The organism is Streptomyces sp. NBC_01707 (assembly GCF_041438805.1).
Classification (GTDB): Bacteria; Actinomycetota; Actinomycetes; order Streptomycetales; family Streptomycetaceae; genus Streptomyces.
Genome location: NZ_CP109190.1, coordinates 5,529,907 through 5,542,444 on the forward strand (window position 1 = coordinate 5,529,907; position 12,538 = coordinate 5,542,444).

General features: G+C 69.0%; 11 protein-coding genes, 1 tRNA gene and 2 pseudogenes. 7 read left to right on the forward strand and 7 right to left on the reverse strand.

All coding sequences use genetic code 11. From position 1 onward, the window contains the following. The first annotated feature begins 70 nt into the window (after positions 1 to 70). On the forward strand, positions 71 to 1,222 hold the full coding sequence (locus tag OG963_RS24925; RefSeq protein WP_319329596.1) for a phosphotransferase: 1,152 nt from the start codon (positions 71 to 73) through the stop codon (positions 1,220 to 1,222). Between the two features lie 108 nt (positions 1,223 to 1,330). Here the strand turns inward: OG963_RS24925 and OG963_RS24930 are convergent, their stop codons facing one another. Beyond that, positions 1,331 to 2,317, reverse strand: coding sequence for a zinc-binding dehydrogenase (locus OG963_RS24930; RefSeq protein ID WP_371800323.1), 987 nt, complete (start codon positions 2,315 to 2,317; stop codon positions 1,331 to 1,333). A 99-nt stretch (positions 2,318 to 2,416) separates the two neighbouring features. Here OG963_RS24930 and OG963_RS24935 point away from each other — a divergent pair, with 99 nt between their 5' ends. Beyond that, a complete protein-coding gene (locus OG963_RS24935) occupies positions 2,417 to 3,073 on the forward strand; it encodes a TetR/AcrR family transcriptional regulator (protein ID WP_093931284.1) in 657 nt (218 codons plus the stop codon). Positions 3,074 to 3,126: 53 nt separating this feature from the next. Here OG963_RS24935 and OG963_RS24940 read toward each other — a convergent pair whose 3' ends face one another. Further along, positions 3,127 to 4,557 carry an FG-GAP-like repeat-containing protein gene (locus OG963_RS24940; protein ID WP_176902349.1) on the reverse strand — a complete coding sequence of 477 codons (1,431 nt, stop codon included), beginning with the start codon at positions 4,555 to 4,557 and terminating at the stop codon, positions 3,127 to 3,129. Positions 4,558 to 5,476: 919 nt separating this feature from the next. After that, positions 5,477 to 5,866: a hypothetical protein gene (locus OG963_RS24945; protein WP_218133111.1), complete on the reverse strand. Its 390-nt coding sequence runs from the start codon at positions 5,864 to 5,866 to the stop codon at positions 5,477 to 5,479. Between the two features lie 348 nt (positions 5,867 to 6,214). On the opposite strand from OG963_RS24945, the gene OG963_RS24950 reads away from it, so the two are divergent. Further along, complete coding sequence (locus tag OG963_RS24950) at positions 6,215 to 6,565, forward strand: hypothetical protein (protein ID WP_093777978.1); 351 nt, start codon at positions 6,215 to 6,217, stop codon at positions 6,563 to 6,565. Between the two features lie 209 nt (positions 6,566 to 6,774). Here OG963_RS24950 and OG963_RS24955 read toward each other — a convergent pair whose 3' ends face one another. Together OG963_RS24955 and OG963_RS24960 are read right to left on the reverse strand one after the other, a co-directional pair. Next, on the reverse strand, positions 6,775 to 7,146 hold the full coding sequence (locus tag OG963_RS24955) for a hypothetical protein (RefSeq protein WP_371799471.1): 372 nt from the start codon (positions 7,144 to 7,146) through the stop codon (positions 6,775 to 6,777). A gap of 337 nt (positions 7,147 to 7,483) precedes the next feature. Then, positions 7,484 to 8,029, reverse strand: coding sequence for a hypothetical protein (locus OG963_RS24960; protein ID WP_371799472.1), 546 nt, complete (start codon positions 8,027 to 8,029; stop codon positions 7,484 to 7,486). A 539-nt stretch (positions 8,030 to 8,568) separates the two neighbouring features. Between OG963_RS24960 and OG963_RS24965 the strand changes: the two are divergent. The 3 genes and pseudogenes from OG963_RS24965 to xerC form a co-directional block, all read left to right on the forward strand. Further along, positions 8,569 to 9,431 (forward strand): annotated as a pseudogene (locus OG963_RS24965) (replication initiator); the annotation flags it as partial. Next, complete coding sequence (locus OG963_RS24970) at positions 9,424 to 9,606, forward strand: helix-turn-helix domain-containing protein (protein ID WP_093777976.1); 183 nt, start codon at positions 9,424 to 9,426, stop codon at positions 9,604 to 9,606. The pseudogene OG963_RS24965 and the gene OG963_RS24970, both read left to right, overlap by 8 nt. Further along, a pseudogene (gene xerC / locus OG963_RS24975) lies at positions 9,606 to 10,774 on the forward strand (tyrosine recombinase XerC). Before OG963_RS24970 ends, xerC begins: the two are co-directional and overlap by 1 nt. A 95-nt stretch (positions 10,775 to 10,869) precedes the next feature. Here xerC and OG963_RS24980 read toward each other — a convergent pair. After that, positions 10,870 to 10,943: transfer RNA gene (locus tag OG963_RS24980), tRNA-Pro, on the reverse strand. Between the two features lie 109 nt (positions 10,944 to 11,052). Next, positions 11,053 to 11,991, reverse strand: coding sequence for a metallophosphoesterase (locus tag OG963_RS24985; protein WP_093777972.1), 939 nt, complete (start codon positions 11,989 to 11,991; stop codon positions 11,053 to 11,055). 79 nt (positions 11,992 to 12,070) lie between these two features. Between OG963_RS24985 and OG963_RS24990 the strand changes: the two genes are divergently transcribed. After that, positions 12,071 to 12,535: a GatB/YqeY domain-containing protein gene (locus OG963_RS24990; RefSeq protein WP_030925093.1), complete on the forward strand. Its 465-nt coding sequence runs from the start codon at positions 12,071 to 12,073 to the stop codon at positions 12,533 to 12,535. The last annotated feature ends 3 nt before the right edge of the window (positions 12,536 to 12,538 follow it).

The window sequence follows — 12,538 nt, forward strand, 5'->3', positions numbered from 1 at the left end:
ACGAGTTGGCCGGGCCGGGCTGCGGGGCCCGCGGCAGGCGCACGGCGGCTGTGACGGGCCGGGCCCTCCCGTGACGGCGCTCCCGGTTTCCGTCGCCGCGCAGCCGTCGGACCGGGCGGCCGCGGGGCAGATGCCCGCAGCGCGGGCGTCCGAGGCCCGGATACGTGCCGCCGCGCTCGTCCCGGACGAGAGCCTGCTGGTGGGACCGTTGAAGGGTTACCACCACGAGACATACGCCTTTCCGCTTCCGGCGGGCGACGGTTCGACCGCGCAGACCTGGTGGAAGTGCCGGGACCCGAGGGCGGGGCTGTTCTGGTTCGATCTGCGCTGGTTCCCCTCGGAGAAGGAGCTCGTCCGGGCCCTTCAGGGGTGCATCACTCGTATCCCGGCGGTCGTCGAGCGCGAGACGGTCTCCCTCTACACATTCATCGAGGGGCGGACGCTCGGTGAGATCTGTCCTCCCGGGCGACCGCTGTCCACGCGCCATGCGCGGCAACTGGGGCTGCTTTTCCACGAACTGGTCTCGGTCGACCCCGACCGGATCAGCGGGACGGACGGCCCGGGGCAGGGTCGCCGGCCCGAAGGACCGGGCGACGACTCCACCGCCTTTCTGATGCGCCTGATCCACTTCACCGAGCACCAGGTCTACCGTCGGCACGCACCGCGCTACGGCTCTCTCTTCCGGGAACTCGGCCTCCGCGACGACGGACTGGACCGGCTGCGGCGGGTGGGCGGTGGGCTGACGCCGCGCCCGTTCGCCCTCATCCACGGCGATCTGCACCGGGAGAACTTCATCGTCGACCCGGATGGCGATCTGTGGACCATCGACTGGGAGCTGGCGATGGTCGGCGACCCGTTGTACGACCTGGCGACACACCTTCATCTGATGCGCTACCCGGCGGTGGAACAGGGGCGGATCGCGGCGATCTGGCGGGACGCGGTCGAGTGCGCCCGGCCCGGCAGCTCGGACGGATGGGAGCGAGACCTGCCGGTGCTTCTCGGGTACAAGCGGGCGCAGTCCGTCTACACGGACGTGATCCGCACCGTGCTGGCCCTGGGCCCTGGACCGGAGCCGCAGTGGCGCCTGCTGTCGCAGGCGGCCCGACGGATACGGAAGGTGCTGGCGGCGGCCGCGGAGCCACTGGGGCTGCCCCGCGTGCCGACGGTCCAGGAGGTCGGCGGTGCGTATGTCCACTGGTTCGCCGCGAACCGGCCGGCGTAGACCTTGCTGCGTTGAGGTGTCCGAAGGCGGGCGGGGAGGGATGTGGGACCCGATGGGCGCGAGCGGCCGGGCGCCGTTCTCCTGCGTTCCGCTTCCCGCCCGGACCGGTCAGTCCTTCTGTGCGCTCAGCAGCACCTTGCCCAGCAGGCTGCGGTCCTCGATCGCCGTATGCGCTTCGGCCGCCCGCTCCAGCGGGTAGACGTGCCCGATCACCGGACGCAGCCGTCCGGCCGCTGCCTCACCCAGTGCGTGTCCGGCCAGGCGTACGTACTCCGCGTCGGTCAGCTGTACGTCCCCGATGCCGCGCAGTGTGATGCCGCGCCGCGCCGCCTCCTGCGGGTCGATCGGGGCGAAGCCGCCCGTCGGTGCTCCGTGGGCGGAGAAGCGGCCGCCGTCCGCGGTCAGGGTGAACGCCGCAGTGCCCATGGCGCCGCCGACCCCGTCGAGCACCACGTCCGCCGGGCCGCCCGCCGCTTCCAGGGCCGTACGCGCCTGTTCCACCCACCCCGTGTCCGCTCCGTCGATCACGTCGTCGGCGCCCATCTCCCGTACCAGCGCCGTCTTCCGGTCGCCGCGGGCCACCGCGACGACATGGGCGCCTGCCGCGTGCGTCAGCTGCACGAGGAGAGTTCCCATGCCGCCGGAGGCGCCGAGGATCAGCACGCGTTCGCCGGGGCCGGGGGCGGTCGCCTCCATCAGCGCGGCGGCCGTCACCCCGTCGTGCGTGAGGGCGGCGGCCTCGCGCAGCCCCAGTCCGTCAGGTACCGGCACCAGGTGGTCCGCGGCGGTCGCCGCCTGCTCGGCGTAGCCACCGGTGAAGCCGACGGAGGCGATGACCCGGCGGCCCGCCCATCCCGCGTCGACGCCCTCGCCGACCGTGCTCACCTTCCCGGCGATCCCGCCTCCCGGAACGTACGGGGGCCGGACCGGGAAGTGGCCGCTGAACGCGCCTGACCGGATCTGGGTCTCCACGAAGAGCGTGTCAACGTGGCTCACGTCGATCACCACCTCGCCGGGCCCCGGCACCGGGTCGGGCATCTCGGATGGAACCAGTACCTCCGGGCCGCCCAGCTCCCTGACCAGCGCCACACGCATGCGGATCACGCCTCTCCGTCACCGGGCGACCGGCCTGTCCGGCACCCGTGCGACCACTCTCGGACGTCAAGTCCGGTTGAGGTCAAGGGCGTACCCTTCATGGTCATGAGCGGAGAGAAGACCGGAACCGGAACGGCTGCGCAGGCGCCGATCAGTCTGCGTGAGCGGAAGAAGCAGCTGACGTACCAGGCGGTCTCCGACGCCGCGATCGCCATGTTCCTGGAGCGGGGCTTCGACAAGGTCTCGGTGGCGGAGGTGGCGGCCGCCGCCGACATCTCGAAGCCGACGCTGTTCCGGTACTTCCCGGCCAAGGAGGACCTGGCGCTGCACCGGTTCGCCGACCACGAGGACGAGGCCGCCCGGGTGGTCGTGGCCCGCAGCCAGGACGAATCGCCGCTGGACGCCCTGCACCGCCACTTCCTGGACGGCCTGGAGCGCCGCGACCCGGTGACCGGACTCTGCGATCACCCGCAGGTGCTGGCGTTCCACCGGATGCTGTACGGGACACCGTCGCTGGTGGCCCGCATGTACGGATACCAGGGCCGCTCGGAGGCGGCGCTCGCCCGCGCGCTGGGCGACGCCGTACCGGACCGGCTCGCGGCGGGTCAGATCATCGCCGTACAACGCATCCTGGCGTTGGAGAACTGGCGGCGCATCGACGCGGGGGAGAGCGCGGACGAGGTGTACGAGGACGCGGTGCGGGCGGCCGAACTGGGCTTCGTGCAACTGAGGTCGGGGCTGGAGAAGGAGCGGTAGGACAGCGGCCGCGCGAATCCGCCGGGCCGCTCGCACCGGAATCGCTCGCCGGCTCAGTCGAGCAGGGACTCCCCGAGGCGCGATCCGTTCGCGAGGCCGTAGTCGTCGGAGCCGAAGACCTTGGAACCGGAGCCGGTGAGGCCGGACGCGGTACCCAGCAGGGTCCACAGGGCTCCGTTGCGACCGTTCTCGAAGGGTGCGGTGACGGCCAGGTCGGCCTTGCCGTTGTGGTTGTAGTCGGCGAGCCGGACCTGGCCGCCGAAGAGGTCGTCGGTCTCGGGGCCGCCCGGCACGCCCGTGGTGCCCTGGGAGATACGCACGACATCGGACATCGACACCCCGGAGGCGGAGCCGCGGAACACCGCCACATCGCCGGCGTTCTTGGTGCTGCCGAGGTCCTCGCCGTCGACACCGACCACCAGCTCGGCCCGTCCGTCAGCGGTGATGTCGCCGATCGCCAGCGAGCTGCCGAAGCCGTCGGCGTCCTCGTCGGCGCCGGGCACTCCGGCGCTGTTCTGGTGGATGACCACCGGATCGCCCACGCCGGCCGCGCTGCCGTACCGCACGGTGACGTAACCGGCGCCGGCACTCGGATCGGCTGCGGAGTAGTACTCGGGCCAGGTGAGGGACGCCGCCATGTCGTCGTAACCGTCCCCGTTGATGTCGCCGAGGGCGACTGCCGTGCCACCGCCGGTCACCCGCGGCCCCGTCCGCGGCCTTCCTGCCGCGCCGTAGAAGACGTCGACGGCCGGTCGGTCGTACCCGGAGTCGCTTCCGGTCACGGCCAGGTCGTCCTTGCCGTCCCCGTTGATGTCACCCACGGCCGCCTCGCTGTTGCCGAGCTGCCCACCGGGCCCGGTCAGGCCGGTGTACGTCGGTGTCGGCTGGCTCCCGCGGGCGAAGCCCCCCGCATAGACGGCGACGGACTGCGACTCGATCACGGCGAGATCCGCACCGCCGTCCCCGGTGAAATCCCCCACCGCTACATCCCAGCCGTGGGCCTGCCACGGGTGCGGGTCGGCCACCGCGGTCGTGGTGCTGCTGGTGAACGGCTTTTTGCCGCCCCAGAGGATGGTCACGCTGCCCTGGCCCTCGTTGCTGCCCACACCCTCGTGGTCGGCGCCCACGACGAGGTCCGCGTATCCGTCCCCGTCCAGGTCGCCGCCGGCGATCGACATACCGAAGCGGTCGCCGTCCTCCGGCGTCCCCGGAACCCCGGTCGAACTCTGGTTGAGCCCGACCCGCTCGGTGGTCAGACCGGTTGCCGAGCCGAAGGTCACGATCACGCCGCCCGCGGCCGGGACGCCGTTGATGGTCTTGTACGGCATGCCGATCGCGAGGTCCCGGTGTCCGTCGCCGTTGAAGTCGTCGGCGTACTTGGCGGGCGCGGCGACGGCCGGCGCCGCGGCGACGGCGGTGAGCAGACCACCGGTCAGCGTGGCTGCGGCTGCGATGGCGACGACGGTGCGGAGCGGCAGAGACATGGCGGCGTTTCTCCCTGAGACGGGTACAGACAGTTCCGTAGACGACCCAGGGGGCTGAAGGGTTGCATGAGACGGGCGTGGCGTTCGCACAGCAGAGGCCACCACAGTCACGCGGACAAGTGGCCTTGTGCGTCTGTCACTTGACGTGAACTGACGCGCAAGGCCCTGTCCGTAGTCGTCCATGGGGCACGAGGAAGGCTGCCGCCATCGGCCCCCGTTCGCCCCCTCGACTGTCAGCCGGTGCTCGACTGTCAGCCGGTGCGCTGGAGCTCTTCCCGTACGGGGTGGTGGTCACGCCCTGGGGGTTATGCCCAGTCCCTCTGCCAGCCCCTGGTTCGCTGCCCCACGCTGCAGTGCCCCGTCTTCCCCCGAGCCACCTCTGCGCCGCAGTGCGACCAAGCACGCCCCGACCGCGGCCGCGAGCGCAACCGCGATGGAAACAATGGAGATCATGAGTCCCCCGTCTGTCCGGCGGGGAACCGTCCTGTGGCCCCTCGTCGATCCGTTACTGTCAGTATCGACGCGACTGCGGAGTTTGTGAATACGGCTGCGATGATCGGCGCATGCGTCCTGGTGCGGAGCGGCAGCTGCTCGAACGTGCCCCGGAAAAGAAAAAGGCCCATTCGCGATCAAGCGAATGGGCCTCCAACCTGGTGTTTCAGCTGTCGGGGTGGCGGGATTTGAACCCACGACCTCTTCGTCCCGAAACAATTTGGGTGAGCGCCCGGCCTTGGGCTGGTGTGCCGCTCACCTGCTGCGATGGTCCGCACGCGTGCGTGGCCGTCCGCCGTTGTGCGTCGGCGTTGTCACGCAGTTAGACACTCATGTGGGGTCCGGCGTAGTTCCTGGCGGGCTTTGCATCTGCGGGGCGGCCGCCGCCGGGTGTGGTGCCACCACACGCTGGACTGGGCACCCAGATCTACTGGTCGGACACCTTCGTGAGCACCAGGGACCACGACCCATCCGGCTCGCTGAACTCCACCTTCCCTCCGCCGCGCGCGTAGAGCTGGACACCGGAGACCTCACCGATGCCACGCTCCTCGATGTCCAGGTAGACGAAGTCGCTGCCGCTGCTGTCGACGAAGTCCCAGTGGCCGTGCAAATCTTCGGGGTCGGTGTGCGCGTCTGTCGACAGATCAGTGGCGGTGAATGTGCCGTCGGAATCGAGCGTGATCTCGCCGCCGGTCTTGCCGTTGCGGTACATGCCGGGAAGCTCGTCGGGGTCGACCGAGTACGCACACCCTGAGATGAGTACCGAAGCAGCGCCCAGTACAGCGACGAACCACCGTCCGACTATCCCCTTGCTCATTCTGTCCCCCTGATCATCACGGCGCCACGGCTCAAGACGCGCTGTACTTGCCGAGCCAGATCTTGAACGCGTTCAAAACGTATGTCAAGCGTGAGTGGGTGTGACTTCCTTGGTCGCTTCGTGGGGCTGATCATTTTGCCGCTGCGGTCGGCTCTCGGCGCTCCCGTGGCCCCTGTCCAATCCGGCACGGGGGTGGCACGACTGCCTTCTGATCCGTAGCTCTAGCCGGATCGGTCAGCAACGGCCATTCCGGCCGCTACCGGGCTCCGGAGGGACGCTACTGGACGCGGGCGGTTGCTGGGGTTGCGGTACCTGGCTGCTGTACCGCAGGATCCCGGTGGGGGGACCATGGAACGGCACTTGCTGGAGAAGCTGTTGGCCGGTGACGACGAGGCGTCCGTGACTGCTCTGGCCGCCCTCCGCAGCGGCGCCACCTACAGCGTGTGGGACACGACGGATCCCTCAGAGCGACATGCCGGGGTCTTCTCCCGCCGCCTTCAGTGCGCGCGGCTGCGCGGAATCGAACCTCTTGGGCTGGAACGAGCGGTGCAGCTCCTCCGCGAGCACCGCCGACCGGTGCGCGGAGGGATGATCGATTCTGCTGATCAGAAATGGACCTTCGTGTTCTACCTCACCGAAGACGGCAGCGCACTGGTGGCCTGCTTCCGCACAGCGGTGGAGCGGGGATCACCGCTGTAGGAGCGTGGTGGGGCGAGTTGGGGTCTGACCTGCGGGACGCGGACTTCGATGTCTGCTGACTGTGGCCTCCGCCAGCAGCCGCAGTTCCCTGTGAGTCCCCGCCCGATCTGGCGCGGTTGTGGCACGGGGAACACTTGACTCGTTGCTCTAGCCGGATCGGTCAGCGACCGCCATACCGGTCCCTTCACGGCCCTGGAGGGAAGCTCAACTCAGATGACGAGAAACACGGCAACTGTGACAACCAAGAAGGTAAACCAGAAGATTGCCTGCTGCCTGCCCGTCAGTGCTTGCATCCGCTGTCCTGAACGCACCAGGGCGAACTGACGGCGGAGATACGGGGCGAAGATGATCCTCAGCGCCGCAAAGGTGATCATGATGGCCGTGAACCAAACCACTGGATATGCATCCTTGTCTCCCGCCGTATCAAGGAAGAGGTAGGTGCCGCCGACAAGGGGTATCAAGGGCAGGAGCAGCTTCTTCTTCGCCGTGGTCGCTATGGGATGCATGGCTATCACAAAGACAGCGCCGGAGATGACGGCGCCTATCCACCACTGCTCAGGGGGCAGTGTCCTTGTCAGCATGACTCCTACCTTCTTCGGAATTACGGATCCGGGTCACTTCAGCTGAGGGGCCGTGGAGCACCAGTTTGGAAGACGCCGTATGCGGATCGCGGCTGACCTGCCGAGTGCCTGACCTGCTCTGGATCGCGGCTTTCGCCGCTGTTCCCCGTGAGTCACCGGAAGGTCCCGCCGGGCCGGGCACGGAACGGGCACGCCCACCACGACCTTCGCCGCGGTGCTCAGTCGTCGAAGAAGCGACAGGCCGGTTTCCCGACCTGCGGTCACGTCATCGTTCCGGAACGGCCAGCGACGGCCGTCAGGCGCTCCACCGGCGGAGGGTGCGTGGACCAGCCGCCGACTACGTGGGAGAGGCGAAAGGGTTCCCGTCGGGAACCGGTGGGCCAGCCCACTGCCCCTCCGGAACCAGGACAGGCGTCCAATCCGGGCCGCGGTGGTCCAGCCACCACCTGTCGATGGTGCGGAACTTCTCCTCGAACTCGCTATCCCAGCTGAGGAACCCGGTGATCGGGGCCCGAAGGCGAGTACGACGGCCACCCGCCTCGTAGATCACAACGGTCTGGACCCCCTGGAAGCGTTCGACGCGGATGGCCTGGACGTTCGACCACTGGATGGCCCGGCGGCGGAGGCTGTGAACGATAGCCGTCGACTCCGTGAGGGTGACGCCAAGGTACTGCCCGAGTATCAGCAGCACGAGCGACAGGGCGGCCCACATACCCAGCGACTCGGCGATCTCAGACCCGGTGCGCTTCAAGGTCACCCAATCGATGACCGTCGTGCCCCCGACGATGAGAAGGAGGGGCAGAACAGGCAGTACGCGTTGAAGACGCGTACACCGGTAACGGATGCGCTCCGGCGGCACAGCCTCGACCTGCAATTGCTCCACCAAAACCACCCCTCACACAACGGAGCCACCGTCGGCACGTGATCGCCAGGGCAGCATGGCGGACCGGGGGCGCGCTGTCCATCGCCTACGGTTGCCGGCCGAGCGGGCCAGCAGGGTCATTCGGCTTCCGCCGCCCCCATCCCAACGCACCACTCACCCCAGCTTTCATCCCGTCCGCCTTCGGCCCACACACTGTGGAGCGGGCGTGGTTCAGGGCGTCAAGGTGGAGCGCGCCACTGTACGACCGACCTTGACGCCCTGGGCCGCGGCTGCTCGGCTCTGCCTGGGTCGAAGGTGGTCGGGATGGGAGCCCACAACGCTCACCACGATCCGGCCGGCACTCGCGAACGGCGCTCCGACCCATCCCGGAGTCTGAGCGCCCCCGCCGGAGGCTTGTCTTGTGCCTTCCGTTTTCCTTCGTCCAGGTTCTCTCGCTCTTGTTGCGCGACCGGCGTAGCCGGGGCCCAGAGCGGGGCGGAGACAGGAGCGCAGGGCCCCGGCGGTGAGCCGGGGAGCGCGCGACGAGCGGAGCGAGGAGCCTTGACCCCGACACCTACGACTACGAAGCGGCCGTCCTCTGGAACGCGCATGCCGGTGCCCTCTGGCGGCGCTTCTCGATCTACCTCCGCCGTGAGGTCGCCAAGCGCGCTGGTCTGACCCAACGCGCCTTCCGTGACCACGCGCGCGTCTCCTTCGCCAAGGTCGCCGAGTACCAGAAGCGGGGCGCCGTCCACTTCCACGCGGTCATCCGGCTCGACGGCCCGGAAGGCGGCGACACCCCGCCCCCGGCTTGGGCCACGGCCGAGCTGCTCACCGACGCCATCCGTGCCGCCGCGACCGCGTCGACGGCCCGGAGATAGACGGGCGGCCGCATACCTTCACTTTCGGGCGACAGCTCGACGTCCGCACCATCCGTTCCGCTGACTTCGACAGTGGCCAGGAGTTGACCGAGCGGGCCGTAGCTGCCTACATCGCCAAGTACGCCACCAAGGGCGCCGAGACGACGACGGGCACTCTGGACCGGCCGATCCGATTCTTGGCCGAGTTGGCTCAGGCGCGGATCAGCGGTCACGCCCGCCGCATGATCCGTACCGCCTGGACTCTCGGCGCCCGCAAGGACCTGGAACACCTCCGCCTGCGCGCCTGGGCCCACATGCTCGGCTTCCGCGGCCACTTCTCCACCAAGTCCCGCCGCTACTCCACCACCCTCGGCGCCCTCCGCGACGCCCGTGCCGACTGGCGCCGGGCCCAGATCGCCCCACCCGTCCCCCAGCACGGCGAAACCACGCTCGTGCTCGCCCACTGGGTCTTCGCCGGAACAGGCCTGAGCGCTGCCGAGACCTGGCTTGCCGCATCCCTCGAACCCGCCCCCGGAACGGAAGGAGAACCGACGCATGCGTGACGACGAGCTGCTCACCGTAGGTGAGGTCATGGCGCGTCTGAAGGTCGGCCGGTCGACGGTCTACGACCTGATCCGCACTCGACGTCTGCCCTCTGTCGCCATCGGGCGGTGCCGGCGTATCCCCGCCAGGGCTCTTCGAGACTTCATCGCCGGGCAGATGGAGCGTGCTGCCTGATGACCAAGCGTCGGAGTCGCGGTGACGGCGGCCTGCACTGGGACGAGAAGAGACAACGGTGGATCGCCACGGCGAACCTTGGCTTCGATCCGAGCGGGAAGCGGATTGTGAAGCGGGGGAGTGGCAAGACCAAGACGGAGGCGAAGAACAAGCTCAAGGAGGTGCTGCGGGACCACGAGGACGGCCTCGCCATCGCGCCGACCAACTACACGGTGAAGGATGCCGTGACGGACTGGCTTCGTACGGCCTGGCGGGCTTGGACCCCAGCACCGTTGAGACCGTGACGCTCTTGAGTCAGAAGCACGTGATTCCCTCACTCGGCGCGCGCAAGTTACGCGAGCTGAGTGCGGAGGACGTAGACCGCTGGCTGGCCACCAAAGCGAAGACACTCAGCACGCGTACGCTCCAGGGAATCCATTCCTGCCTCAACCGCGCGGTCAAGCGGGCCATGGCGCGGGACAAGGTGAAGCGCAATGTCGTTGAGCTGTGCTCGGTGCCTCAAGGGCAGGCCGGGCGCCCGTCCAAGGCGCTCACATTTGCCCAGGCCGAGGCCGTACTCAAGGGTGCGGAGGGAACCTCGATGTACGCGTACACCGTCGTCGCGCTGCTGACCGGTGCCCGAACCGAGGAGCTGCGGGCACTCACCTGGGGTCACGTCTTCCCCAAGGGCCGGCCGGACCTCGACTCGCCGCAGCATCCGCACATCGCCGTTTGGCGCTCGGTCCGGCGGAGCGGGGACACAAAGACGCGGAAGTCCCGGCGCACGCTCGCTCTGCCGGCGCGGTGCGTGGAAGCCCTCTGGCGGCAATTCGAGGATCAAGGGTGGGACCGGCTCGCCGCTGATGAGGAGTGGGAGGAACACGGCCTCGTCTTCTCCTCGGCCGTGGGCAAGCCGCTCGATGCCGCCAACGTCCGGCGGGCCTTCCGCCAGGCGCTCAAGGGCATTGACGGGGTCGTCGCCGACGAGTGGACTCCGAGGGAGCTCCGGCACAGCTTCGTGTCCCTGCTCTCCGACCGCGGCGTCCCGCTGGAGGAGATCTCCCGGTTGGTCGGGCACTCGGGTACGGCTGTGACGGAGGAGGTCTACCGGAAGCAGATCCGACCCGTGATCCAGACCGGTGCCGTGGTCATGGACGGCATCTTCGGCTCCGAGCGGGACGGGGCGTAGGCACTCAGGAACCGGTAGTCACGCAGTTAGACACGCAGCAACGTCAGAGGGCCCTTACCAAATTGGTAAGGGCCCTCTGAACTGCTATTCAGCTGTCGGGGTGGCGGGATTTGAACCCACGACCTCTTCGTCCCGAACGAAGCGCGCTGCCAAGCTGCGCTACACCCCGATCGTCGCCGGTGTCCTGGCGACATCGATTACTTTAGCCCACCCGCGCCCGGAGACGAAATCCGGTTTCTGCCCCGGCACGCGCCAGGTCCCGGGAGCGGCGTACGGCGTCAGTCGCGTGGTGTCAGCGTCAGCAGGGTCGCCTCGGGCGGGCAGGCGAAGCGGACCGGGGTGTAGCGGTTGGTGCCGCAGCCTGCCGAGACGTGGAGGTAGGCGCGGCGGTCGCCGACCGTGTGGCCGGAGAGGCCCTTGACCCGGTCCGTGTCCAGGTCGCAGTTGGTGACCAGGGCCCCGTAGAAGGGGATGCAGAGCTGGCCGCCGTGCGTGTGGCCCGCCAGGATCAGGGGGTAGCCATCGGCGGTGAAGGCGTCGAGGGAGCGCAGGTACGGGGCGTGCACCACACCGATCGAGAGGTCGGCGCCCGTCTCCGGTCCGCCCGCGACCTCCGCGTACCTGTCCCGCTTGATGTGCGGGTCGTCGAGGCCGGTGAAGGCGATCTCCAGGCCGTCGACCTTGAGGCGGCCCCGGGTGTTGCTCAGTCCCAGCCAGCCCGCCTCGTCGAACGCGTCGCGCATCGGTTCCCACGGGTTGTGCACGACGCCGACCGCGGGGGCGTTCCCGTTGAGACCGTGCTTCCCCCGGGTCTTCTCGAGGAGATAGAGGGCCGGGTTGCGGAGCTTGGGGCCGTAGTAGTCGTTGGAGCCGAAGACGTACACACCCGGGAACTCCATCAGCGGGCCGAGTGCGTCCAGCAGCTCCGGCACGGCCTTCGGGTCCGAGAGGTTGTCGCCGGTGTTCACGACGAAGTCGGGGCGCAGGCCGGCCAGCGAGTGCAGCCAGCCGCGCTTCTTGCGCTGGCCGCTCACCATGTGGATGTCGGAGACCTGCAGTACGCGCAACGGACGTGCCCCGTGCGGGAGTACGGGGATCGTGACGCGGCGGAGCCGGAACGATCGGGCCTCGAAACCTGCCGCGTAGACGAGACCGGCGGCGCCGACCGCTGCGCCGACTGCCGTGACTTTCAGGGGTACTCCGTAGCGTGCGCGCATGCGCCCATCGTCGCAGACACCGTGCGGTCCGCGGAAAACCGGCGGGCGTTCCGCACCCCGCACCTGCCACAATCAGCACATGACCACGCTCAAGTCCAAGCTCAAGGAAGACCTCACGACGGCCATGAAGGCGCGTGACGAGCTGACCTCGTCCACGCTCCGGCTGACCCTCACCGCGATCACGAAGGAGGAGGTCAGCGGCAAGACGGCGCGCGAGCTCTCCGACGACGAGGTGCAGAAGGTGATCGCCAGGGAGGCGAAGAAGCGCCGCGAGGCGGCCGAGGCCTTCGCCCAGGGCGGCCGGACGGAGCAGGCCGAACGCGAGCGGGCGGAGGGCGAGCTGCTCGACGGCTACCTGCCGAAGCAGCTGAGCGACGACGAGCTGGGTGCGATCGTGGCGGCGGCCGTCGACGAGGCGAAGGCCGCCGGCGCCGAGGGGCCGCGGGCCATGGGCGCCGTCATGAAGATCGTGAACCCGAAGGTCGCGGGGCTCGCCGACGGCGGCCGGGTGGCGGCCGCGGTGAAGAAGCTCCTCGCGGGCTGAGGC